Origin of the sequence: Paenibacillus sp. ACRSA (assembly GCF_022346845.1) — a bacterium.
Lineage (GTDB): Bacteria > Bacillota > Bacilli > Paenibacillales > Paenibacillaceae > Paenibacillus.
In genome coordinates this window covers 181571-206968 of the sequence record NZ_JAKRNP010000002.1, presented here as the reverse complement: position 1 = coordinate 206968, position 25398 = coordinate 181571, and the positions used below count along the sequence as shown (strand labels likewise).

19 protein-coding genes are annotated in these 25398 nt (G+C 42.4%); 15 read left to right on the top strand and 4 right to left on the bottom strand.

Going from position 1 to position 25398, the window contains the following annotated elements:
* Positions 1–9 precede the first annotated feature (9 nt).
* The 5 genes from MH215_RS05835 (at position 10) to MH215_RS05815 (ending at position 5754) form a co-directional block, all read left to right on the top strand.
* The gene (locus tag MH215_RS05835) at positions 10–477 is read left to right on the top strand and encodes a DUF6376 family protein (RefSeq protein WP_239289037.1); all 468 of its coding nucleotides are present in this window, start codon (positions 10–12) and stop codon (positions 475–477) included.
* A gap of 156 nt (positions 478–633) precedes the next feature.
* Positions 634–1389 (top strand): SDR family NAD(P)-dependent oxidoreductase, encoded by a 756-nt coding sequence (locus MH215_RS05830; protein ID WP_239289035.1) that lies wholly within the window; start codon positions 634–636, stop codon positions 1387–1389.
* A 477-nt stretch (positions 1390–1866) separates the two neighbouring features.
* Positions 1867–2664: a sulfite exporter TauE/SafE family protein gene (locus tag MH215_RS05825; protein WP_239289022.1), complete on the top strand. Its 798-nt coding sequence runs from the start codon at positions 1867–1869 to the stop codon at positions 2662–2664.
* A 125-nt stretch (positions 2665–2789) separates the two neighbouring features.
* Positions 2790–5171 carry a polyprenyl synthetase family protein gene (locus tag MH215_RS05820; RefSeq protein WP_239289021.1) on the top strand — a complete coding sequence of 794 codons (2382 nt, stop codon included), beginning with the start codon at positions 2790–2792 and terminating at the stop codon, positions 5169–5171.
* A 94-nt stretch (positions 5172–5265) separates the two neighbouring features.
* Positions 5266–5754: a GNAT family N-acetyltransferase gene (locus tag MH215_RS05815; RefSeq protein WP_239289020.1), complete on the top strand. Its 489-nt coding sequence runs from the start codon at positions 5266–5268 to the stop codon at positions 5752–5754.
* Positions 5755–5908: 154 nt separating this feature from the next.
* On the opposite strand, the gene MH215_RS05810 is transcribed toward MH215_RS05815, so the two are convergent.
* Entirely contained in the window at positions 5909–7675 is a 1767-nt protein-coding gene (locus MH215_RS05810) for an ABC transporter substrate-binding protein (protein ID WP_239289019.1), read from the bottom strand.
* Between the two features lie 177 nt (positions 7676–7852).
* On the opposite strand from MH215_RS05810, the gene MH215_RS05805 reads away from it, so the two are divergent.
* The 4 genes from MH215_RS05805 (at position 7853) to MH215_RS05790 (ending at position 14332) form a co-directional block, all read left to right on the top strand.
* Positions 7853–9085 (top strand): MDR family MFS transporter, encoded by a 1233-nt coding sequence (locus tag MH215_RS05805; RefSeq protein WP_239289018.1) that lies wholly within the window; start codon positions 7853–7855, stop codon positions 9083–9085.
* A 149-nt stretch (positions 9086–9234) separates the two neighbouring features.
* A complete protein-coding gene (locus MH215_RS05800) occupies positions 9235–10050 on the top strand; it encodes a copper amine oxidase N-terminal domain-containing protein (RefSeq protein ID WP_239289017.1) in 816 nt (271 codons plus the stop codon).
* Positions 10051–10820: 770 nt separating this feature from the next.
* The gene (locus MH215_RS05795) at positions 10821–12566 is read left to right on the top strand and encodes an ABC transporter ATP-binding protein (RefSeq protein WP_239289016.1); all 1746 of its coding nucleotides are present in this window, start codon (positions 10821–10823) and stop codon (positions 12564–12566) included.
* Positions 12563–14332 carry an ABC transporter ATP-binding protein gene (locus MH215_RS05790; protein WP_239289014.1) on the top strand — a complete coding sequence of 590 codons (1770 nt, stop codon included), beginning with the start codon at positions 12563–12565 and terminating at the stop codon, positions 14330–14332. The genes MH215_RS05795 and MH215_RS05790 overlap by 4 nt, the downstream gene beginning before the upstream one ends.
* A gap of 145 nt (positions 14333–14477) precedes the next feature.
* Here the strand turns inward: MH215_RS05790 and cyoE are convergent, their stop codons facing one another.
* Positions 14478–15407 (bottom strand): heme o synthase, encoded by a 930-nt coding sequence (cyoE, locus tag MH215_RS05785; protein WP_056692048.1) that lies wholly within the window; start codon positions 15405–15407, stop codon positions 14478–14480.
* 498 nt (positions 15408–15905) lie between these two features.
* Between cyoE and MH215_RS05780 the strand changes: the two genes are divergently transcribed.
* A complete protein-coding gene (locus tag MH215_RS05780; protein WP_239289013.1) occupies positions 15906–16826 on the top strand; it encodes an NAD(P)/FAD-dependent oxidoreductase in 921 nt (306 codons plus the stop codon).
* A gap of 131 nt (positions 16827–16957) precedes the next feature.
* Here the strand turns inward: MH215_RS05780 and MH215_RS05775 are convergent, their stop codons facing one another.
* Positions 16958–17545: a LysE family transporter gene (locus MH215_RS05775; RefSeq protein WP_239289012.1), complete on the bottom strand. Its 588-nt coding sequence runs from the start codon at positions 17543–17545 to the stop codon at positions 16958–16960.
* Positions 17546–17690: 145 nt separating this feature from the next.
* On the opposite strand from MH215_RS05775, the gene MH215_RS05770 reads away from it, so the two are divergent.
* From MH215_RS05770 to MH215_RS05755, 4 genes are all read left to right on the top strand, one after another.
* The gene (locus tag MH215_RS05770; protein ID WP_239289010.1) at positions 17691–18251 is read left to right on the top strand and encodes a helix-turn-helix domain-containing protein; all 561 of its coding nucleotides are present in this window, start codon (positions 17691–17693) and stop codon (positions 18249–18251) included.
* 96 nt (positions 18252–18347) lie between these two features.
* Positions 18348–18926 (top strand): TetR/AcrR family transcriptional regulator, encoded by a 579-nt coding sequence (locus MH215_RS05765; RefSeq protein ID WP_239289008.1) that lies wholly within the window; start codon positions 18348–18350, stop codon positions 18924–18926.
* 291 nt (positions 18927–19217) lie between these two features.
* Positions 19218–20699, top strand: a complete 1482-nt coding sequence (locus MH215_RS05760) for a DHA2 family efflux MFS transporter permease subunit (protein WP_239289859.1) — start codon at positions 19218–19220, stop codon at positions 20697–20699.
* Between the two features lie 280 nt (positions 20700–20979).
* Complete coding sequence (locus MH215_RS05755; RefSeq protein WP_239289007.1) at positions 20980–21627, top strand: hypothetical protein; 648 nt, start codon at positions 20980–20982, stop codon at positions 21625–21627.
* A 111-nt stretch (positions 21628–21738) separates the two neighbouring features.
* Here MH215_RS05755 and MH215_RS05750 read toward each other — a convergent pair whose 3' ends face one another.
* Positions 21739–22716, bottom strand: a complete 978-nt coding sequence (locus MH215_RS05750; RefSeq protein ID WP_239289006.1) for an alpha/beta fold hydrolase — start codon at positions 22714–22716, stop codon at positions 21739–21741.
* Between the two features lie 262 nt (positions 22717–22978).
* Here MH215_RS05750 and metE point away from each other — a divergent pair, with 262 nt between their 5' ends.
* Positions 22979–25267 (top strand): 5-methyltetrahydropteroyltriglutamate--homocysteine S-methyltransferase, encoded by a 2289-nt coding sequence (gene metE, locus MH215_RS05745; protein WP_239289005.1) that lies wholly within the window; start codon positions 22979–22981, stop codon positions 25265–25267.
* The last annotated feature ends 131 nt before the right edge of the window (positions 25268–25398 follow it).

Sequence of the window (25398 nt, the reverse complement as noted above, 5' to 3'; positions counted from 1 at the left end):
AGAGATTTCATGATCAAAATTAGAAAACGTAGCTGGATGCTGACAGGGCTTCTTGCTTCGAGTTTTTTTGTAATTTCCGCCTGCTCTGTCGTTGAACAAGCGAATGAAAGTTTGAATTACGTCAGTGGAGCTTCAGAATATATTGAACAAGTATCAAGCGCGGGAGCAGAGCTGCAGCAACTTGCTTCCCAAGCGGTGAATAATACAGAGGTAACAACCCAAATTCAAGAGAAGATCGACCACATTCAAGCTGAAGCTAGTGAGTTCTCACAATTAACTGCACCTGCAATTGGAGAGAGCATTCATGAAAATCTGGTGGGTTATAATAATCAACTTACGGAAGTCATCAACCAATGGGAAACGACAATTGCTGAGCAAGGGTTCACAACTGAAAATTGGGAGAAGACAGGGATACCTGAATTAATCTCCAACATCAATAGTTTGAGTGATCCGTTAAGTGGTCTTCAGAGTGAGTAAAAGGGAATACTCCGACTAATATATGCTCTAATTCAATACTCTTATGATCTAACCCTTTATTGGCTTTTATGGGATGCATGAATATTAATTTTGGGTAAAAGTTACACTAAGGGTGTAGATTATAGTCGAGATCATGTAACCAAAGGAGACCTATTTATGTCTGAACATCATGGAAAAGTTATTATTATTACTGGTGGAGCAAGTGGTATTGGTAGAGAAACGGCACTTCAACTTTCAGATCAGGGAGCAACGATTGTCGTAGCAGATTTCAACGAAGAGGGTGCGAAGCAGGTTGCCGCTTCGATTGAAGCAGGCGGTGGAACAGCGGCGGCATACAAGGTGGATGTATCCAAAGGCGATGAGATCAAGGCTCTTGTCGATTGGACAGTTGATAAATTCGGTACACTTAGTGGTATTTTCAATAATGCCGGAATTGGGCTTGTAAAACCTTTCCTAGAGATGGATCCAGAATCCTATCACAGAGTCATCGATGTAGACCAACATAGTGTGTACTATGGGATGTACTATGGTGCGAAGAAGATGGTTGAATTGAACGTGCAAGGAACCATTGTTAATACAGCCTCCATCTATGGAAGCGTGGCAGCAGTAGGGAGTTTCAATTACAATGCGGCCAAAGCGGCTGTTGTGATGATGTCTAAATCCGGTGCGCTCGAACTCGCAGAGCATGGCATCCGTGTAGTTGGAGTTGCCCCAGGCTACATTGATACACCGATTCTTGGTGACAACCAAGAGGTTAAGGATGCTCTCGCTTCGCAACATATGAGTGGTAAACTCATTCAGCCTGAGAAGGTTGCAAGTGTCGTTACATTTTTGTTCAGTGACGCAGCGAGTGCGGTGAATGGATCTACAGTTGCAGTCGATGACGGATTCCTGAGCTTCAAAACGAGGTAAGGTGTAAGGTTTAATTTAAGAGGTTGTTCAATAAGTGAGCTTTTGCAAACGCAATTTACTAAAAAAAGAATCAAAAAACGGTGCTGAACGATTAATCGTTCGCACCGTTTTCTATTTATCTTAATCCTATACATATTGAAAGAAATGTTATGGTGTCATCATCGATCGTGATACAATAAACAGATATGTTTTATCATTTTGTGGTGTCATAAACAATGCGTACACCAAGGGAACCATAGCTCTCTTCCTTGTATTGACATTTAGAGCAAGCTTTTATTGAGCAGACGGCATCGTGTTGAACTTGTAATTTTTCGTTGCAGTGCGGACAATTGTTATCAAAAAGAGTCTTCAACACGTTGAACATGCTTAATCACTCATTTCGGATTAATTTACTTGGGATTATTATATCCGATTTTCGGGCAGACGTATACTGTTTTCGTTATATTTTTTGCGGAATTTTGAAAGGGAGAAAAACCGATGGATGTTATGCTTTTTATCATCATGTTTATACTTGGTCTAACGGGTTCATTCTTCTCCGGGTTGTTAGGTATAGGCGGAGCAATCATAAATTACCCACTTTTGTTGTATGTTCCTTCACTCGTAGGCTTGCAGCCTTTCTCGGCACATGAAGTATCTTCGATTAGCATGTTTCAGGTGTTTTTTGCCTCATTGTCTGGGGTGGTTGCCTATCAGCGAAAACAAAGACGTGCAGCTCATCAGAAGTCGTATATTCATCGAGGTCTAGTCGGATATATGGGAAGCAGCATTCTTGTAGGAAGTCTAATCGGAGGGTCGGTATCCGGTTATCTGAACGAGCAAGTGATTAATCTGATCTATGGAATTTTGGCGGTGATTGCGATTGTTCTTATGCTGATCCCTAGCAGAGGAACGATAGATAGCTCTGATGATCTTGAATTTAACAAAGGCATTGCTTCAGTTACTGCTGGAGCAGTCGGTATCGTCTCAGGTATTGTAGGAGCAGGCGGGGCGTTCATTCTTATTCCAATTATGCTCACAGTACTCCGTATTCCAATCCGAATAACAATTGCCTCCTCGCTTGCGATCGTATTCATATCAGCTATTGGGGGCGTTCTCGGAAAAATATCAGGAGGGAATATACCGCTTGAGCCCATCATATATACTGTCATTGGTAGCTTGATTGGCGCTACCCTGGGTTCCAGAATAAGTTCGATGATTAATGTGAAATTGCTAAGATATGGATTAATTGTGCTCATCGCATTTACCGCGGTGAAGGTGTGGTCTACCATTTTATAAATGTTATCTGCAGTAGGTTGAACAATACGTATCAATTTCGTAACCAAAATGTGATTTCGCCGTATACCAATTAAGAACATGAGCTGACGAAATTAACACTAATAGAAGTTGAGGTATTTCATCCTATGAATAACGCATTGATTGAGCGAGTTGATGCAGAGTATGGGCAAGCCGAGCAAAAGGCAGCGCAGTACTTTGCTTCCCTCCATAAACAGCTTATGAATCATACGTATACCACTGAACTTACACAAGATATTCATTTATGGCAAAAGAAACACATTCATCGCTTTCCTTGGTTGTCCTTCCTATCACGAAGTAAACGAAAACCAGACCCTCAAGACGTTCAGCGTTATATTCACTGGTTGAATGTGTCGGGGAAATTAGACGATTATTTAGATCGCAGTATTTCTTATATTTATATGAGAGATTTAGGAAAAGCGCTGGATTCTCCAGATACACAGGCTCGCATTCAGCGAGTTGTTCAAGATACGAAACGGTACTTCTTACAATCTGCATCCCAATCGAACAGAGAGCCGGATTATATCAGTTTGGCTGCCTTGTATCGCTGGTCTCAGAAGGAGAATGTAGAATCTGCAATCATCTGGGTAATGAACAAACTGAAGGGCGTTGCAGCTAACATTCCTGAGGAATTGGATGCAGAGAATGCACAGCGTAAACTGATCAAAATCATTCTTGGTGTTGTACTTCACGTTACAGATGATATGAATGAAGAGACACCCTCTGATGAACGCGCTCAGCGATTAGATGCAGCAATTCGGTTGGGGTATTCTTACGGATTAACCTATCCCTTTATCGATGATTTGTTGGATTCGCAGGCACTCACTGTAGATGAGAAGGAACAGTATTCTCTTATGATCCGTGAAGCACTACTGACAGGTGTTGTCCCAGATATCAAAGAGTGGAAGGGGGAGCATCATGATGTCATTCAATATGTGCATGCGGAGTTACGCGAGGCATTTGAGTACATTCATAATTATCAGCGACCCGAGACACAGCGTACCTTTTTACAGCAATCTTATGTGTTTTTTCAATCCCAGGAGATAGATCGCGCCAAAGCGTTATCGAACGGTCATTACTCGAATGAGGAATTATACGTTCCAATCATTATCAAATCTTCTTCTTCACGACTAATCGTTCGTTCCGTTCTTAGTGCGCCAGAGGATGAAGGATTTGATCTACGTACCTTTTATTATGGGATTTATAATCAACTTGCGGATGACTTTGCTGATATGTTTGACGATCTAGCGGAGGGGGCAGTCACCCCTTACACATATTATCTGACGTATCGTGATCAGCGACCGGATCTCATTAATCCCTATGAGCTGTACTGGACGGTAATCTCGCACCTGATTCATGATGTATATCATTCAGATGATCAGACCCGTGAAGTCATACTCGACCGTGCAATCAATGGACTTAAGCGCTGTAAAGAACGTCTGGGTCAGCCTAAATATAATGAAATTATGGACATTCTGGCATCCAGCCAACCGGAGTTCAACCGACTTGTACAGAAAATGGTACAAAAAGCCGATGATGTCGATTTCTTAGATAAATTACTTCGTGATCAGGTCGTGATTCATCTACGGCAGGATAAGAAGGAAAAGCAAGAGTTTGTAGATACGATCCGAACGGTTCGTAAACAGATTAATAAGGAGTTACCCATTTCTAAGCCGAGCGAGCTTCATGAAATGAAAGAAACCCTAATTGATGCTGCAAACTATAGCCTACAAGGAGATGGTAAGCGCATAAGACCCATTCTGACGTGGGTGATGGGAGTACGTGAGTACGGATTGCAGGAAGCTGCGATTGTACCGCTCTTGCGATCTCTCGAATACATGCACACTGCCTCGCTTATCTTTGATGATCTACCTACACAGGACAATGCACCAACTCGCCGCGGGCGCTCTACATTGCATCACTTGCATAATAGTGCAACAGCGGAGTTAACGGGCCTGTACTTGATCCAAAGAGCCATTGGCGAGCAATCCTCACTGGATCGTTTTGATGCCCAAACGGTACTTTCACTCATTCGCTACTCTGCACAAAAAGCAGAGGACATGTGTATGGGACAGGCGATGGACTTGAATTCTAAAGGCAAAGTGCTGAATCTTGAGCAACTGAACCAGATTTGTTTTTACAAAACAGGCATTGCTTTTGAGGCGGCACTCGTTATGCCGGCTATTTTGGCACAGGTTCCGGAATCCGAGATCCATACACTGAAAAAATTCGCCTATCATGCAGGCATCGCTTTTCAGATTAAGGATGATCTGCTCGATCTGGTCGGAGATCATCTGGTGCTTGGCAAACCAGCAGGTCAGGATGTGCTGAACAATAACTCGACCTTTGTATCCATTCTTGGTGAAGAAGATGCGAAGAAGGAGATGTGGGAACACTACTGCAAGGCCACGGATGCATTGCATGAGATGCGTAAGACCATTCCTTTTCTCCGACATTTGTTAGACTATATCATTGGGCGTGAACGGTGAGTATTGAAGCAACAAGAGAGAATAATTCTTAAGTTTTAAAAGTAACAACAATTGTAGTATTCTTTGAGAAACACACTATGAAGGAGTTATTCCTATGATTACCGTTTATTCTAATAAGTATCAAGACGAAGTGATCAAATTAATATTGCATGTCCAGAATTTTGAATATGGTGTAGGGATTAGTGTAGAAGAGCAACCAGATATATTAGATATTCAATCGAATTACATTAATGATGGGGGTAACTTCTGGGTAGCACTAAACGAGCATAGTGAAGTTGTTGGCACGATCGGGCTACAAAAGAAGACGAACGAGGTGGCTGTATTAAAGAAATTTTTTGTTTATCAAGATTATCGTGGTAAAGAGCTTGGGATTGGAGCTGGACTGTACAAAGCTTTGATTGATTTTGCACAAAATCATCGGTTTTCTAAGATCATATTGGACACTCCATCCAAAGCCACGCGGTCACATAGCTTTTACAAAAGGGTTGGCTTTAAAGAGATTATGAAGGAGAATTTACCAATTCAATATGACTATCCTGATCGAGATTCACTTCTTTTTGAATTAGACTTATTCAGAAAATAATAGGGGAAGTCATGCGTTCTCCTTACTAATTCACTCAGCTATATGAAAAATTATTGGTTAATGAACCGCCTTCTCACGAAGGCGGTATTTTATATGCTCACAAATAAATTTGAATGTGAATAGCTATTGTTTTGTAGAAGTCTTCATGAATAAGCTATTGATCCTTAATCCACAGCTTGGAAATGTCCATATAGCCGAAATCAGCTGTTTGCATGCCAAATAAACTTTGGTTCAGCTGAGCACGTTTGTTCATATGACATCCATGTAAAATCCAGTCATTATCCCTCAGTAAATCCTCAGCTTCATCTAACAGCTGTGCGCGTGCATGGGTATCAAGCTGTGCAAACGAATCCAGTTTCTGTTCTAACTCGTCCAGTGAATGAGGTGACATGCAGATATGAAGGTGATTCGACCGATTCGTAAAGAAATGAATCATGCCATATTGCCAATCCTCCTCCAAAATTTCTTCAGCCAAAATTAGATCGGCATTCATCGCATTAGTAGGATACAGACACTCATTCGTCGGAGACAGTTCGATATTTAAGCCAATTTGCTGTGCTCGTTGTTGAAGCCAGTTGGCAGTTAAGGCATCCTTATTCTCCGAGTACGATAATATGAGCGTCTCACTCAGATATCCGCTGCTGTGTAGCAGATTACGTGCTTGCTCAAGTGAGGATGGAGTCCAATGATACTCGGCACTTTTCCAGGGCAAAAAGCTGTTTGCTGGTGTAATTCGATTGCCTCCCAGTTCTGCTACCAGTGAAACAGGATCATAGACCATTTTCATTGCTTGCCGAAACTTGGGGTGATGAAAGATACCAAGCTTATTAAAATTGAACAGCATATATTGACAGCCTAGAGCAGGATAATTGAAACTATTGGTTTGTGCGTAATGAGTGGAATGCTCCAACCGATCCGTTCCGGGTAGTTCATAGTGACGTTCATTGGACTCAAGATCCGGCACAAACCAAAAATGGACTTGATCAAGGTAAGGACGAATACTGTAATAGTTATCAAATGCGCTAAGTTTCAATAAATCCTCATTGATCTCACTAATCTGAAAAGGCCCAGTGCCGATTAGTTGTTTGGATACATCAACATCGTATGGGAGTATCGTCATCGGAATACAACTTAACAAATGCAAGAAGAATTGATTGGGACGGTTCAAATAAAAGCGAATGCAGTAATCTCCAGCAACTTCGATCCGTTCAATGTCACGATACAACCAAATTACTGGACTATGTACACTTCGTAGACGCTGTAATGTAAATTCAACGTCTTTAGATGTCAACATTCTATTGTGGTGGAAGCGCACACCCTTACGTAAATAGAAGGTCCATACTTGATGATCCTTGCTACCTTCCCACATGTGAGCCAGATCAGGCAGGAACGTATCGGTTTTGGCATCGTAGGTCACCAATGTACTGCACACCTGCCCAAGCAAGTAGGTTTCAAAAGCATTGTATACAAATGCGGGATCCAGATCTGCCAATCTACGTGATCGCATCATACGCAGAACATCCTGACCCGAAGAGCTTTCCGCATGGCTGTGAAATCCCATTTGTTTATATAACGAATCTAACAATTGTTCCCGAAGAGTCTCATTGTTCTCCATAGTGCTAATGAATTCAATAGCTTCCTTCATCTTACCTTTCCTCATGAGTTCCAAAAAGCGATCTTCCATGACCTCATTCTCACTGTGGAGCAAGGTTAATGTAGAATGATGACCTCTGCCGATCCCTGGCTGCCAGTGGATAAAGCCTTTCTCTTCCAGCTTTCGCAAGATGAATTTAACATTTCGAGGCGTGCAACATAGGACAGTGGATAGTGTATCGATCGTTACGGGAACCGGTGTATGTAATTTAAATGTAACCTCAGTCGTTGTTGTAAGTCGGATATAATGAGCGGTTGTTGTATCCAAGAAAAGATAATCTCCTTTAAAAAGAATGTTGTTCAAATTAGAGTTCAATAAAAGGTGAAATGTCTATTTGATTTCTTACACTTTTATTTCCCCCTTTGTTCTATACAATTATACATAATTCAACAAACGAAGGGCAGACCTTCTAGACGTTAACAACGAGAACAGGAGAACATACGAATGAAGCAACATTTAAGACAGATTCACCCTCTAGCTTGGACAATCATTGTAGGGACAATGTTTGGACGTCTGGTAACCTCGATGAGCATTCCGTTTCTATCGATTTATCTGACGAGTGTACTTGGAGCAACACCGACGGAAACTGGCTTCACAGTCGCTGTCAGTTCATTAGCTGGAGTGATGGTGAGCTTCTATGGCGGCTATATCTCAGATCGGATTGGTCGTAAAGTGGTTATGTTGGTCTCCATTTTTTGCTGGGCAGGGGTCTTTTTCATTTTTTCCGGGGCAGAGTATTTATGGGTGTTCTTTGTGGCGAATACGCTCAATGGGTTATGTCGCGCTGTCTTTGAGCCAACGTCACGCGCACTGTTATCTGACATTACCCCACCAGAGAACAAACTGCTCGTATTCAATCTTAGGTATGCTGCTATTAATCTTGGGGTTGTATTCGGTCCAATCATTGGATTTCAATTGGGGTCAGCGCAATCGACTTTTCCATTTCTGATCTCTGGACTTGTATACATCGCTTATGGTCTGGTGTTAATAGTACAATTCCAGCTTCAACATGCTAATCTACCGCAGCCCTCGAAGGCGAAGGCACCACGCCTGCGCGATGCTTTGGCTACGGCTGGACGTGACCGTGTATTTTTGCCGGTACTGATTGGAACGACATTCTGTGTACTTGGTTATGGACATTTTGGTTCAACACTTGCCCAATACATGGAGCGTAGTACAATGTTTGAGAATGGAAGCCAGTTGTTCTCCTATATGTTATCGCTTAATGCTGTGACGGTGCTAATCGTGCAATATCCTATCGTACGTGCATTTCGAAATGCGCCCCCACTCGTACCCCTCATCTGGGGTAATCTCTTGGTTGCAGCAAGTTTGTTACTGTTCGGTATGGCGAGTGGCGCAGCTCTACTGATGGTCAGTGTTGTATTATTCACCGTTGGAGAAGTGTTGTTATTTACGATGATGGATATGCTGATTGATCGAATTGCGAAGCCAGAATGGAAAGGGACGTACTTTGGCACGATTGGTTTTAACAATTTTGGTAACGTTATGGCGCCGATTATGGGTGGTTTATTACTGAGCCAATTCGGAGGACATGGAATAGCTGTATTTCTTCCGCTTGCGTTGATCACGGCGCTGGGACTTCCTTTTCTATGGATTGCTCACAAGCGGCTAATCACGAGGGAGCGGGAGGCTCACGCGGTACAGCTGAGTGCATAAACAAATATATTTCATAACGAATATATGTGTGGTCTGTTTGCAGTGATCCGAACTTTTTATATGTGTTCACAGTAACTTCTATGGCGCATGAAGCGTTACTTAGGATAGAGAAAAGTGAAAAACGATCATCTATACCTAGGAGGTTGAATATGTTTAAGAAGATTACATCCGTATGTGTTGCATCCGTTCTCTTCGGCATAATAGCAATACCTGGATTTGCTGAAACGAGTCCAACGGAGATTCATACGGGGGTCATCGTGAATAATCGGGTGCTCATTCCACTGCGGGTGGTATCACAGCATTTGGGCGCAAAGGTACAATGGGACACATATTCGAAGAGCATTCTTTTGACCAAAAATGATAAGAAAATTGCACTGGCTGTTAATTTCAAAAATGCTAGTGTTAATGATTACGTTAAATCTATGGATTCACCCGTTGAGTTGATCCATGCAACAGCATATGTACCGCTCCGATTTGTCAGCCAAACGTTAGGAGCCGATCTACAATGGAACAAGGAAGCCAAGCAGGCAAATGTTAGTCTTGGTAATAACCATATCATGATCAGTATGCAACCTGATCCCGTTCAGATTGCTGATGCTCAGAAACTAACTCAAGCCCGATTGAATGAACTGTTAACCAAGTTAGATGAAACGTCCAATATGCCAGATATTAAACAAATAAGGGCGTATTTTAAGCCCTATTTTACGGAGCAATTGATTCAATCCATTCTTGATGGACTGCAGTTGCAGGGTGAAGGAGTGCGATTCGGTGCTCCAGAAACCGGCATTCATTATACGAGCAGTACAACAGCAACATTGTCTCAATCTTATGTTCTTGGAAATACATTAACCGGTGACTCCCATTATGTATATGATCGAAATGTTGAGTTTTTATACAGCAGAGGAATATGGAAGGTGCATAAGATAAAAGTCTACCTTAGAGATATTCCATATTTAGGCTATTAAGCATGCATAGCATACGTTCACATTATTAATCACATGAATTAAATAACAATTTAGTAAATATGTTCTTGACGTATTGACCTTTAAACGAATACAATAAACAACAAATATGTGAAACGGGTGGGTGTAGTGATCATGATCATGCCAAAATTGATGTCTAATCGATAACTGAATACGCATGAGCATGATGACACAACCATTTGCGTTAGAGTACATGTTCAAAGAGACGGGGTTTCCATGCCGAGAAGATGGGATGAAACTAGAAAGAAATCGACTTTTTGAACGACCTCTTAAAGATAGCGTCTGGCAGTCCTGTTTATGCATCCTGTCATGGACGCTCATCCGTAGTGCGAATGTCAAGGAGAAGGCCAGTAACATTACATAATCTAATGGTATTCTTCTTGTTATAGAAGCCATAGATGAACTCAGTTCATCTATGGCTTTTTGTCGTTCACTGCAAGCAAACGTTTCATAAGAAAGGGGGCGATCAAGGATGTGAATTAGGTATACTTCTGTTCGTGTTCGCTCACGAAGAGATGTAGGGTCAAGTTATAGCGTTGGTTAGGCTTTGGCATTGTTGTAATCATTCAGAATCATCCAGAAACAAAATAAATGATAGGTAGGAGAATGTGAAATGGTACAACATCAATACAATCATAGAATTTATGTATGGTTTAGCGAAATTATTTATGATTCAGCCTAGTTAAGCAGAATTTGAGATGATGTATTTAATCGTTCTAACAAAGTGATCCGTACGTTGGAGGTGGGGCAAGGTGCCCAAACAAGAGAAAAAATCGATGTCATGGCTATTGCGGTATCTAAAGCCAGTCCGAATGAGACTGGTTTTGCTGTTAATTATTTTGCTGACATCGACGGGATTACAGCTTCTGAATCCGCAGATCATTAAGCGGTTTATTGATACAGCAGCGAGTGGAGGTGTAGTTTCTAGTCTCATTCAGCTTGCAGGATTATTTCTGATTATTGCAATCTTCAATCAACTATTAACCGTAGCTGTAAGTTATTTAGGTAATGATGTCGCATGGCGGGCAACGAATCAACTAAGGGGTGATCTGCTGAAGCATTGCCTTGGACTTGATATGAGGTTTCATAATGTGAAAACGCCTGGAGAGATGATCGAACGGGTGGATGGCGATGTAACGAGCATTTCTAATTTCTTTGCGATGTTTATTGTGCAGGTTATTGGCAGCTTTGTACTTCTTGCTGGAATCCTTGGTTTCATGTTTACGATTAATACACCGATTGCACTGGTAATGACGGTATTCACACTGGTATCGATTCTGTTTATGGTTTTCATTCGAAATATGGGTGTTCAGTCATCCAAGAACGAGCGAGAAGCAAGTGCGTCCTTGTTCGGCATGATTGAGGAGCGTATTGCTGGTATTGAGGATGTGCAAGCAAACGGTCATGTGCCTTATGTGATGAATCGCTTCTATCGATTGATGCGAATCGTGTTTCTGAAAGGGCGCAGAGCTTGGATGCTTCGCGTTATTCCGTGGAATACAACAGTGATTTTATTTGCCATAGCTGTAACCGCGGTACTCATGCTTGGTGTTCACAATTACATGCAAGGGGCGATTAGTCTAGGTACGTTGTTCCTCATTTATCAATACACACAGATGTTAAATGATCCAATTGAGATGCTGGGAGATCAGGTGCAAGAATTTCAGAAAGCCAAATCCGGCATGCTTCGCTCACGAGAACTGCTCTCCCTAAGTAGTGAGATTAAAGACGGAAACCGAGATACACTTCCTGCAGGCGCACTGGGTCTGGAGTTCGAACATGTGCATTTTAGCTATAACGAGGATAAGCCTGTATTACGGGATATTCATTTTAAAATTAAGCCTGGGGAACGTCTTGGTATTATCGGACGAACGGGTAGTGGGAAATCCAGTCTGAGTCGTGTTCTTCTTCGTTTGTATAATCTGAATCAGGGTGTAATCCGGGTCGGAGGTCAGGATATCACGGAGCTAACACTACCTGCATTATATCGCCGGGTTGGAATGGTTACGCAGGATGTGCAGTTGTTTGACGGTACGCTACGGGATAACTTGACGTTATTTAACTCGGAAGTTTCAGACAACATGATTATGGAAACGACAGAGCGACTGGGGCTGCGTCAATGGATTGATACACAACCGGAAGGGTTAGACACTCACTTGAAAGCAGGCGGTTCTTCCCTTTCGGCTGGAGAAGCGCAGCTATTTGCACTAACACGTGTATTTCTGACAGAGCCAAGTCTAGTTATCCTAGATGAACCCTCTTCACGTCTGGATGCTGCCACAGAGATGTTGCTGCAGCAGGCGGTTGATGAATTAATGAAACAATGCACAGGTATCATTATCGCACATCGATTAGCTACGCTGGATCAAGTAGATCAGATTATGGTGCTTAGTGATGGTGAGATTGTCGAATTTGGAGCGAGAGAAGAGCTCGCCAATAATCCTGATTCACATTATGCGAGATTGCGCATGACGGGCAGAGAGGAGGAATTGGCTTGAATGTCGCAGGATTTATAGGTCGTTTATTTCGATTCAAATCATTATTATTTATAATCAATGGGTTGTTATGGTGTATATTTCATTCCCTTCCGCTTGCCATTGGGATCGGTATGCAATGGTTTTTTGACCGTGTGACTATCGGATCTACCGATTACTTATGGCTCGCTGTACCGTTAATCTTTCTTGCACTGGTTAGAGTGGCTAGGATCGGCACGTTCTTTGCTGCTTTCTATGCTTGGATTACCTATGTGTATCACATTCAAGCGATATTACGAACGAATATGCTTGCGGGTATTATGCGCTGGCCTGGTCGGAATCTACCGGCTTCACCTGGTGAGGCGATGAGTCGGTTTCGTGATGATGTCGATGAAGTGGTTGAGTACGTAGAGTCCTGGGTCGACTTCTGGGGTAGGCTGGTATTTGCCATCGTTTCGATCATCATTATGGCTAATATCAACTGGAAGATTACGTTGGTTGCTGTACTTCCACTGGTTATCGTTACAACGCTTAATAACCTGTCAGGCAATCGGGCTCGTAAGTATGCTCAAGTCAATCGTGAATCGACCGGTCGAATCACCAGTTTTATTGCCGAGACATTTGGAGCTGTGCAGGCACTGAAGCTTGGGCAAGCAGAAGAGCATGTCTCATCCCGCTTCAATACCTTAAATGAACAACGTCGTCAAGCAGCATTGCGGGATAATCTGTTCAAACAGTGGATGAGATCATTGAATCAACACGTTCTTAGTATCTGTACTGGCTTAATTCTCCTGATGTGTGCAGCGGAGATGAGAGCAGGGCAGTTTACGGTGGGTGATTTTGCACTCTTCACGTCCTATCTTGCTAACATCGGCTTTAGTATTTCCTTGTTTGGGTATATGGTATTCCAACATAAACGGCTAAAGGTGTCCTTTGATCGGATGCGGAAGTTATTTCGTCCTGGTGAGGAAAACCGAATTATGGATTATCGGGAAATCTATCTGAATCAAGATCCTCCTGAGCTGACTGATATCGAGCGAAGTCCCGGAGATGAACTCCAAGAGTTAGAAGTGAGTAATCTGAGTTATCAGTACCCAGATTCCCCGAACGGGATACAGAATGTTGAGTTTCGCTTGCAGAGAGGGCAATTCCTAGTCATTACAGGGCGTATTGGATCAGGGAAATCAACCTTGGTGCGCACGCTTTTGGGTCTTCTGCCGAAACAGGAGGGAACGATCCGCTGGAATGGAAAAGAAGTAGATCCAGCTACGTTCTTGATGCCTCCAAGAGCAGCTTATACGCCGCAGGTTCCCCGCTTATTCAGCGATACGTTACGTGAGAATATTGTTCAAGGTAAACGAGAATCGGTAGATGAATCGCTGGAAAAAGCGATTCGATTAGCCGTAATGAAGAAGGATATCGAAAATCTCGATGAAGGACTTGAGACATCTGTGGGTCCTCGGGGCGTTATGCTGTCAGGCGGACAGATTCAACGGGCGTCTACCGCGCGTATGCTGATGACCGAAGCAGACCTGTTTATCTTCGATGACTTATCCAGTGCGCTAGATGTGGAAACTGAACAATTGGTTTGGGAAGGATTGGCCAGTGAGCGAGAGGTAACCTGTATTGCGGTATCCCATCGTAGAGCTGCATTATCTAGAGCCGATCATATCATTGTTATGAAGGATGGACGCATTGAAGCAGAAGGCAGTTTGAGTCACTTACTTGAAACGAGTGAAGAGATGCAGCTACTCTGGCAAGGTGAACAAACACCTGCTAAGGTTGGATAAGGTAGAAGGAAAAGCAGAATTTGAAATGCAATAGGTGAGGGCTTGTTAGAGTAAGTGATTTAACTAGCTTATCATCACATGAAAAAGCCATATCGATCACTCGTCGTGAGTTGGTCGATATGGCTCTTTGCTTCTCTATCTATTATTATTTGATTAATTGTGCAATTAGAGAATAGGCAATGATAACAAGGAAAACGATCGTAATGTGATTAATGGAGAAGATGAACATTTTGTGTGACCATTTCTTCATTTCGTTTCTGTCAAAAGTAGCTACGCTCAAAATGAACCATGCCAAGCTTACAAGGAAAGCAACGATCGCAACAAATGGGCTTAATGGCCAGAATAAGAAGCTGGAAGCCATCAGTAATACCAGATAAACATTTGTCTGGATGTAGGTACGTCTGATTCCTTTTACAACAGGAAGCATTGGAACATTTGCTGCTTTGTATTCATCGAATCTGCGAATCGCAATACCGTAGAAGTGAGGCATTTGCCACAACAACATCGTCACCACTAACGCCCAGATTTCAAAGTGACCGAGTTCTGGGGAGATGGCTGCCCAACCGATAAGCGGAGGTACAGCTCCAGATAAGCTTCCTACTTCAGTGTTATAAATCGTTGTACGTTTTGTCCACATTGTGTAAGGGAACACGTAGAGCAGTAGACCTAGAATACCAAAGACAGCAGCCGACGGGGAAGCAATGTAGAGAAATATTCCGCCGATAATCGTGATGGTAATACCTAGAATTAGTCCAGACTTAGTGTTGACTTGTCCAGTTACAGTGGGACGTGTTCTGGTGCGCTCCATGATGGCGTCAATGTCACGATCGTACAAATTGTTGAATACGCCGGCAGCTCCTATAATGAGAGAAGAGCCGATGACCGAAAGAATGATCGGTACAATATTAGCTAAGAATGAAGCATCGAATACATACAGAGCCAAGCTTAAACCTGCAAACATGGCGATCAGGTTGGACTTGATAATTCCAACTTTAATGGTATCAAAGAAGACTTTGGGAATAGAGCTATACTCTAGTTCGATTTTGGGTTGAGACCCTTTATTCAATGTTTTCAAGTACTCACGTCCTATATCTATACTTATATATCTTGTGAACTTATTATAGCATTCCGTTTACTATGTGAAATAAGCAACATTTTAGTATTAAAAATACTGTCAATTGATTGTGAACAATTTAAAAACAAGAGCTTTTTTAATTGTGAAAAATTAATTTATGTGTTACTGGGGAGAATCTTAAGAGGGTATTACGAAATTTAACTTGCCAAAGAGTAATTGAGTATATATTATGGATATAAGGGGTCTTTAATAGTTTGAATGAAGCAGGTGTTCACTATTGATCCTGTACCATTAAATAAGTTCAACGATGTCGCGATCGTATCTATCGCTGTACATACGGTTACCTGCACAGCTTTTAAAGTTCGGTTTACGTGGAAGAAATTAAAAAACGATTCGTTGTATCACAATTTTTCTATTAAGTAGATTACACATCTGCTTAGACTTGTTATTTTTTTAGTCAAATTAGAGATATAAAATATCTGGAAAGGGTGTTTTAGTGTGAATGAAATTTTAGACGTTATTATTATTGGTGGAGGTCCTGCGGGACTGAACGCAGCTCTGGTATTAGGTCGGGCAAGAAGAACCGTTGCTGTAATTGATGCTGGTCAGGCGAGAAATCGGGTTACGCAAAAAGCTCACAATTTTCTGACAAGAGAGGGAGTTAGTCCTAGCGAATTTCGACGGATTGCCAAAGAACAGATTAGTGCTTTTCCTTCTGTACAATTTGTAGAAGATACGGCAGCTTCTGTGGAAGGAAGCGATGGTTCGTTTCAAGTTACGACTTCGGAGGGTTTAGTGCTTCGAGGTAAAAAGCTTTTGTTTGCAGTTGGTAAGAAGGATCTTCCCCTTGATCTAAATGGATTGTCTGAAGTATATGGCAAGACCGCGTTTGTATGTCCTTATTGTGATGGATGGGAGTTAAGGGATCAACCTCTCGTATTAATCGTAAATGGAGCGAGAGCCTTACATTTAGCCCAAATCATCACAGGCTGGACGAGTCAATATACGATCTGCACGAATGGGCCGGATGAAATGACGGATGAACAACGTGAGGAATTGCAGCAACACGGCGTTCCGGTCTATGAATCACCAGTTCAACGTATTGAATCGCAGGATGGGATGGTGCAGCGTGTAGTTTTGCAAGATGGCAACCAGATTGAGTGCAGAGGTCTTTTCTTCGCACCGAAGCTGTCTATCGGATCAGATATGCCCCAATCCATAGGATGTGAGGTAAATGAGTTGGGGACAGTCGTTGTGGATGAACGAGCGAGAACCTCTATTCCAGGTGTATTCAGCGCCGGCGATGCTGCATCCGAATATCATCAAGCGATTGCGGCTGCATCCTTAGGGGCACTTTCGGCAGTTAGTATCAATAGTGAATTAGCTATGGAGGCTTGGAATAAACAAGGGATTGAGTGACGAGTTTAAAAACAGGGAAGTACAGATAATGAAGTAGTTAACATGCATGAAATGATTCAAACGAAATATGACTATTATATAAGTATATGAGCGTTCAACTCCGCTGTGGGGGATGAACGCTTGCTTGTGTTCTACTTAGAAACTAAGATGGATACGGCACTGAAGATAAGCATGACTCCCATCAACATATTGAAAATCCTTTCATGTCTCAACAATAAGTTCTGGAATAACGAACCACAGAGTGCCCATGTCATATTGGAACTAATCCCAATCAATGTTAGTAGTAACGAGACTAAGATTAGATGGTGGTGTGATTGTCCTAGTGGAATGACAAACATGGAGATAGCAGTCAGACCATATATGATGACCTTCGGGTTGATGAATTGCAGCACGCAACCAAACCTGAAGCTATAGGGAGAAGTGCGTAAAGCGTTGTTCTTTTTGGAATGACTTAACATGACTTTTACAGCTAAATAGAGCATGTACATACATCCCAATAGATTAAGTATAGGACGGACGGTTGGAATGAATTGATGAAGCGTTAGGCTGAAATAGCTGGAGAGTATCATAATGATCATACAACTTAATGCGACTCCTCCTATAAAAGGAAGTGTTTTGCTGAACCCATGATCTCGTCCGCTTGTCATTGCGATAATGTTATTAGGTCCTGGGCTGAAGGAAGATACGATAGCATAGATCAGTAACGGAATAATAAACATATAGTCTCCATATCCTTTTTTATGTGCCATATAAAGTATTTTTGTGCTTTATAATGCACGAATTTATTTTATTGTACAATATGTGCTCTATAACGCACAATAGGTTTATAATAGAGTACAGAAGAAAAAGAATGGAGAGTGAGGCATGGTGAAGAACCAGGTTAATACGATCCTGGCGCAAAATTTGAAGTCAATCCGGGAAGAACGAAAGTTAAGTCTAGATAAGGTAGCTGAATTAACGGGGATTAGTAAGACAATGTTAGGACAGATTGAGCGTGGTGTATCTAATCCAACCATTGCAACCGTATGGAAGATTGCTAACGGATTGAAGACCTCTTTTACATCATTAATTCATGAACCGGCTTCAGATACTCTTCTTGTGACACGATCGGATGTCCAGCCATGGATTGAGAACAATGGAAAAATACGAATCTATCCCCATTTTCCATTTGAGGATGGACGTCACTTTGAGATGTATATGATGGAAATGGATCTGGAAGCTGATCTACAAGCAGAGCCTCATATTGAAGGAAGTGAGGAATTTATTACGGTCTTCGAAGGAGAAGTTGTCATTCGCATAGAGGAAGAGGAGTACAGGATTCGAGCGGGGGAATCCATTCGTTTCCGAGCAAATAGACCGCATGCATACCAACATTCTGGAGCGGTTACGACGAAAATGAGTATGGTAATTCACTATTCAAAATAAGGAAGTTAAAAATTAAAACAAATGATTGACAATGCATTCAAATGCGGTTTTAATTATATAGACCGATTGTTATAATTTTTTGAAGGAAGTGGCTCCATGAGTGAAAAGTCCAATGCTAGAGAGCTTATTGTCAGCACAGCAGCGAGACTGTTTTTTTCACAAGGATATCATGCGACAGGTCTGAATCAGATCATCAAGGAGAGCGGTACGCCGAAGGGATCGTTGTATCATTATTTCCCAAGCGGCAAGGAAGAGCTGGCACACGTATGCATTGAGAAAGCCAATCAGCATATCCTACAGGTGTTTGAAGAGACGTTTGCTGCACATGACAACACGGGAGACGCCATTCAGCAATTCATACATGACTTGGCTGACGAGACGGAAGCCGCAGGATTTACGGGTTTTTTGCCGTTTAGTTTCTGGGCAGCCGTTGAGACTTCCTGTATCAGTCATCAATTGCGAATTGCGTGTCAAGGTGTATTCGCTGATTGGCAGCAGATCATCAAGAAACATCTGTTATTGGATGGCATGAATGAAGAAAAGGCACGTGATACAGCACTTCTGATCATCTCGATGATGGAGGGAGCACTGATTATCAGCCTGACGAATCAGGACAAACAGCCTCTGCTGACGGCTGCTGAATACTTGTCGGTAGCGGCGAAAAACGCCCTATAAGTAAAGCTATATAAACTGAACTTAGTCATTACACGGGAACGGAGGGGACAGAAATAACATGGAGAAGCAAAGCGTTCGGCTGAAAGCTTTCTGTAAGAAAGCTACATCGGAAGCATACGCTATCACCGGATTTTCCCTTTGGAGAAGGGAATCAAAAAAATCTGGGATAAGAGCAATCGGAAAGTTATTCTGTCATCGGAGTGGCAAGTGTAATATGTGTTAGTTCATTTATATAGACAAAGAGAGAAATAGTTTGAAACGTTTGAGGAGGATGGGATCGTGGAGGCTTCCATGAAAGGCGGTTCTGTAGAGAACCAGGAAGAAACAAAGCAATTTAAGGTGTTTCCAATCTTATTTGCTATGTTATTAAGTGGATTTATCGGATTGTTCGGTGAGACAGCATTGAATGTGGCATTAACGCCACTGATGGGATTGCTGGAAGTTGGTCCAACGACGATCCAATGGTTGACTACAGGGTACTTGCTCGTTCTAGGTATTCTGGTGCCGGTATCCGGTATGTTGTTACAATGGTTTACAACGAGACAGTTGTTCACAACTTCTCTGATATTCTCAATAGCAGGAACATTTGTAGCTGCTCTTGCACCTAGCTTCGAAATTTTATTGGTGGCTAGGGTATTACAAGCGGTTGGTACAGCATTGCTTCTTCCGCTTATGTTCAATACCATTTTGGTTATTTTCCCGATTGAAAAGCGCGGTGCGGCTATGGGGCTGATCGGTCTCGTTATTATGTTTGCACCTGCCAGTGGTCCGAGTATCTCGGGTCTGATCTTGGCTAATCTGAGCTGGCACTGGATCTTCTGGATTTCGTTGCCATTCTTCGTAATTTCCTTAATTTGTGGTTTGCTGTTCTTACCGAATATTTCGACTTTGACCAAGCCAAAAATTGATGTGCTTTCCATCGTTCTATCTACACTTGGATTCGGCGGTATTGTATATGGATTCAGTAGTGCAGGTGGTCATGGAGATACCGGCGGTGGATGGACAAGTCCAATCGTAGTGATTACGCTCGTTATTGGTGTGCTGTCCTTGTTAATCTTCAGCATCCGCCAATTGAAAGTGAAGCAACCTATGATGGATCTGCGAGCTTTTAAATATCCGATGTTCACAATCGGTCTGATCTTGATCTTCATCTGTATGATGATGATGTTGTCCTCCATGTTGATTCTTCCGATGTATCTGCAGCAAGGTATGGCAGTTACAGCATTGACTGCGGGACTCGTATTATTGCCGGGTAGCTTGCTCAATGGATTCTTGTCTCCAGTGATGGGACGTCTCTTCGATAAATTTGGCCCGAAATGGCTCGTTAGGATTGGACTTGCAGTTGTTGCGGTTGTTCTATTTATGTATTCAACGATTACAGCAACCACGGCGCTGGGTACGATCATTACACTACATGTATTTATGATGGTCGGAATCTCGATGATCATGATGCCTGCGCAAACAAACGGTTTGAACCAATTGCCACCAGCATATTATCCTCATGGTACAGCAATCATGAACACACTCCAACAAGTATCGGGTGCGATTGGTACGGCTGTAGCTGTAAGTATTCTGAGTGCTGGTCAGACTCGATTCTTAAGCGGAGTGGCGAACCCTGAAAGTCCTGAGAATCAGCTAGCAGGTTTCACATCTGGTGTACAAAATGCCTTTGTTTTTGCACTAGTGCTTGCGCTAATCGGACTGGTCACTTCCTTCTTCATTAAACGTGTTAAAGTAGGTAACCAACAGGGTCAGCAAGGACCTATGCATTAATAAATATTAGATATTAAACGTTAAAAAGACGGTACACTTCCTGTTTATAAAGGGAGGTACCGTTTTTTTGTGTCTTGACGTGAAACGGGTTCCAACCTTTAAAGTGAATTTATAAACGACGTAAGTTGGATGGCTCCGAAATTTTCAGAGCAAATACTTCATGTTTTGACCATATTGTATATGTTCATACCAATTATTAGCGATAAAATAGTATGTATAAAGGTGATCTTGTTAATTTGAAAACGTTTTAGTCTGAATAGAACAACAAGGAGATCTGATTATGAATATTGTAAATCCTATACCTTCAAATATGAAAGAGTTACTTGCTCACTATAATGCAAATGGGCATTTAACCATGCAAGCTTCCTTAATCGGTCAGCGTTCTGTCGTTTATAAAATTAAAGATTATAGCCTCAAAATCTATAGTACGCGTGGAAAAATAGATGGAGAGGTGGAGTGTGAGGCGATATCGGAAATGCAAAATTATGCATTCGTTCCTAAGCTATACGCATATTCTTCAGGAAAGTATGTGCTCACCCAATGGGTTGAGGCGCTTAATCTGAGACAGTATCGAGATACGTATGGGCACATTCCACCTCAATTATTGAATGATATCCTCACAACAGAAATCCAACAGATCCGAGCAGGCTATCAGGATTGGGATGTCATCCAGTATGAGAACTTGCTGTGGACGAAGTGCGGTGAAGTGAAAAGAAATGATTTCTGGTTATGTGAGCCTATAGGTTCTAAGCGAGAAGCTGTAGAAGAGAAATTCAATCGCAAAATAGAGCAGATACACAATCAGGATTGGAGTGGGTTCGAGCATATTCACAACTACTTCAACCGGCATGGGCTTACATCCAAGGATATGCGGGAGGCTCTAGACCAATTTCTATCTCATAGAAATGGTTTATCCCTGATTGGGTAATAGGCAAAAGATATAAAACCCCCAACGGTTTACTCATCGTTGAGGGCGAATCGACATTTATAAATATTAAGTCATTATTCTTATATGAATATCTTTGAGATGAAACGTTACTTATTTGGCTGCTAATTCTAATATTTCATCAGCTACCTGCTCTGGATGATACTGATGAATATAATGCTCGGAATCCTTCACCGTCACGTGTTTGGCTTGTGTTGACCATGATGTGAAGTCTGCTTGAGTTTGATCCCAGTCCGGTTCACTAGCTCCCAAATAATCTGCGGTTAGAATCGTTAGAGGAACAGATAAAGGCTTGATGTTATTCATCACGACTGTTGCATTGGCATTTATCTCACGTAATTCATCCACGGTGTTGGCATTCCCATAGTTAAGTAGCAGAGCCGTTGTATCGACTTGTTTTAACTCATCAGGTACAAATTTCAGATTGTTACGATTAGCGCGGCTTGCTTCCAAGACAGGTTCGGATTGTAAAGACAATCGGAACAGCCCCGTTTGAATACGGAATTGATTCATAAAGCCACCAATCACATCGGCAAAATTATCTTCGTCTTTTGCATAATACTCCGGACTACCCCCATCTATCATCACAATGCCTTTTACTTCATTCGGGTACTTCTGAGCATATCGCAGCGTTTCAAGCGACCCAAGGGAGTGCCCGACGAGTATATAAGGTGGTTGTTGTCCAGATGTCGTTAATAACTCATGTAATTCCTCCGCAATGGTATCCACGTCTCGCTTTTTGTCGGTTACATCGCTATAACCATAACCGAAGCGGTCATAAACCGCGAACTTGGTGTAAGGAGCTAATTGTTCATATAGAGGATAATAATCTACATAGGGATTAGCTGTACCCCAACCAGATGCCATGACAACGGTTACATCACCTTGACCACCTGCATAGAGGTGCATATTTTCTCCATGTACTTTGTAAAGCTTGCCAGGGGGTGTGAAATTATTTAAATCATTCCTTTTTCCTACCTGCTGATATACTACGCCTGATCCCAATAGCACCAGAATGAACGCAAGTCCCGCAATGGCTGTAATTCGTAATCGTTTTCCCCATTTTTTCATGTAATCACATACTCTCTTGTTGTATTTTCCTCAGTATAACTGCCCAAGCTTATGTATATAAAAACACAGTCTTAATTCTAGCTTAATTCATGTTTCCCTCTCCGAGACATCCTCAATATTGACGTAATTAATCTATATTGAAAAACGCGCTTAGATATAGCTTTAAGCTATAGCTGGGTATAATTTTATGGAATTACATGGCGCAAGCCTTTCTGTGATAACTTTTGATATAACAAATCGAAGTGCAGAGGGGAAATATCATATGGTGAAAAGTAGTGTTCTTGGATATCCGCGTATTGGAGCAGATCGTGAATGGAAGAAAGCATTGGAAGCATATTGGGCAGGCAAAATTGACAACGAAACTTTTGAAAGCCAGCTCCAAGAGATCCGTTTGAATCATTTGCGTAAACAGCAAGCAAAAGGCATTGATTACATTCCAGTCAACGACTTCAGCTATTATGATCATATATTGGATACAGCTACGATGTTTGGTTTGATTCCTGAGCGCTTTGCATATGAGGGTGGCAAAGTACCTTTGTCTGTGTATTATGGGATTGCGCGTGGAACGAAGGATGCCGCTGCCAGCGAGATGACGAAATGGTTCAACACGAATTATCATTACATCGTACCGGAATTGTCTGGCCTCACACCCGTACTTACGGAGAATAAACCTCTGGTGGCGTACCAAGAGGCGAAGGAGAAATTAGGGATTGAGGGGAAACCCGTTCTAGTTGGCCCACTTACGTTCGTGAAGTTATCAAAAGGGTATAGTGCCTCTGAGACGGGGACGTGGCTTAATCGACTATTACCTCTGTATGTTCAAATTCTTCAAGAATTGCAGCAGGAAGGTGTGCAGTGGGTACAGATTGATGAACCAATCCTTGTTACGCAAGTGAGCGATGAAGATCTGCAACACCTGAGAACCATCTATGAAACATTACATGCATCAGCACCTGCAATCAACATTATGTTACAGACGTATTTTGAAGCTGTGGAGCGTTATCAAGACATTGTGGCATTGCCTGTTCAAGGTATTGGACTTGATTTTGTTCATGGACGGCCTGGGAACCAACAATCGCTCCAATCGTTTGCTTTTCCTGAGGACAAGGTACTGGGAGCTGGTATTATCGATGGTCGTGGGATCTGGAGATCTTCTCTACAAGAAAACCTGGATCTTCTGAATGAACTGTCTGCCATTGTATCACCCGATCGCCTCATCATCCAATCCTCGTGTAGCTTACTGCATGTTCCGGTAACAACGGATCGTGAAACTAAGCTTGCGTCTGAACTGAAAAATGCATTGGCATTTGCGGATGAAAAGCTAGATGAGCTGGTTCTCTTAACCCAAGCGCTAACGTCAGGCATTGGAGCTATTGCTACACAACTGGATACGAGTGCACGTGCGATTCTGACTCTTCATCAATCCAATGAGCGCAATCGTAGTGATGTTCAGCAAGCGGTGGAGGAGCTTCGGGTACAAGAGCCGGTACGTTCTGTGCCATTTGCCAAGAGACATCTAGCACAACAGGACAAATGGCAGCTACCTTTGCTACCAACCACAACGATTGGAAGTTTCCCTCAATCTGCTGAGGTTAGGAAAGCGCGTCAGAGCTGGCGCAAAGGGGAATGGAATCAAGAGCGTTACACTGATTTCATTCATCAACATATCGATACTTGGATCGGGCTTCAGGAAGAGATTGGTTTAGACGTGCTGGTGCATGGGGAATTCGAGCGCACGGATATGGTTGAATTCTTCGGTGAGAAGCTGGCTGGGTTCGCCTTCACGCAGAATGGTTGGGTGCAATCATATGGATCACGCTGTGTGAAGCCACCTGTCATCTTCGGAGATGTGGCATTTGACGGAAACATGACGGTGGAAGAGACGGTATATGCTCAATCTCAGACGAAGAAGCCGGTGAAAGGCATGTTGACTGGCCCGATTACCATCATGAACTGGTCATTTGTCCGTGACGATATCCCGCGAGAACATATTGCATACCAGCTGGCTTATGCCCTCAGACAAGAAGTCGAGGCGCTGGAAGAAGCAGGAATCGGCATGATTCAGGTGGATGAACCTGCTGTTCGTGAAGGGTTACCACTTAAGGTAAATGAGCAGGAGGCGTATCTTGCTTGGGCCGTGAAGGCATTCAGAATTACGACTTGCACGGTGCAGGAGACGACACAAATTCACACGCATATGTGTTATTGCGAATTCCATGACATGATTGGTTCAATTGAAGCAATGGATGCAGATGTCATTTCGATTGAAACCTCACGGAGTCATGGTGAATTAATTCATAGTTTTGAGCTGAACACATACAAGCTCGGCATTGGACTCGGCGTATATGATATTCATAGTCCACGTGTACCTAGTGTGAAGGAAATGACGGATATGATTCAGCGGGCTTTGCGTGTGTTACCGGCGCAATTATTCTGGATTAACCCAGATTGCGGACTCAAAACACGTGGTTATGACGAAACGGTTGCATCGTTGCAAAACATGGTTGAGGCAACAAGACTAGCTCGTGATACGTATGCTACACTTGTGTGAGTACTAATTCATACGGTTAGCAAAGAAAGACTGACGCATGATTACTTTACAACCATGCAATAAGAACATAAGCAGGAACAAGAACAACTGTAGCTCTTACATTCAATAGGCTACAGTTGTTCTCTATTCAG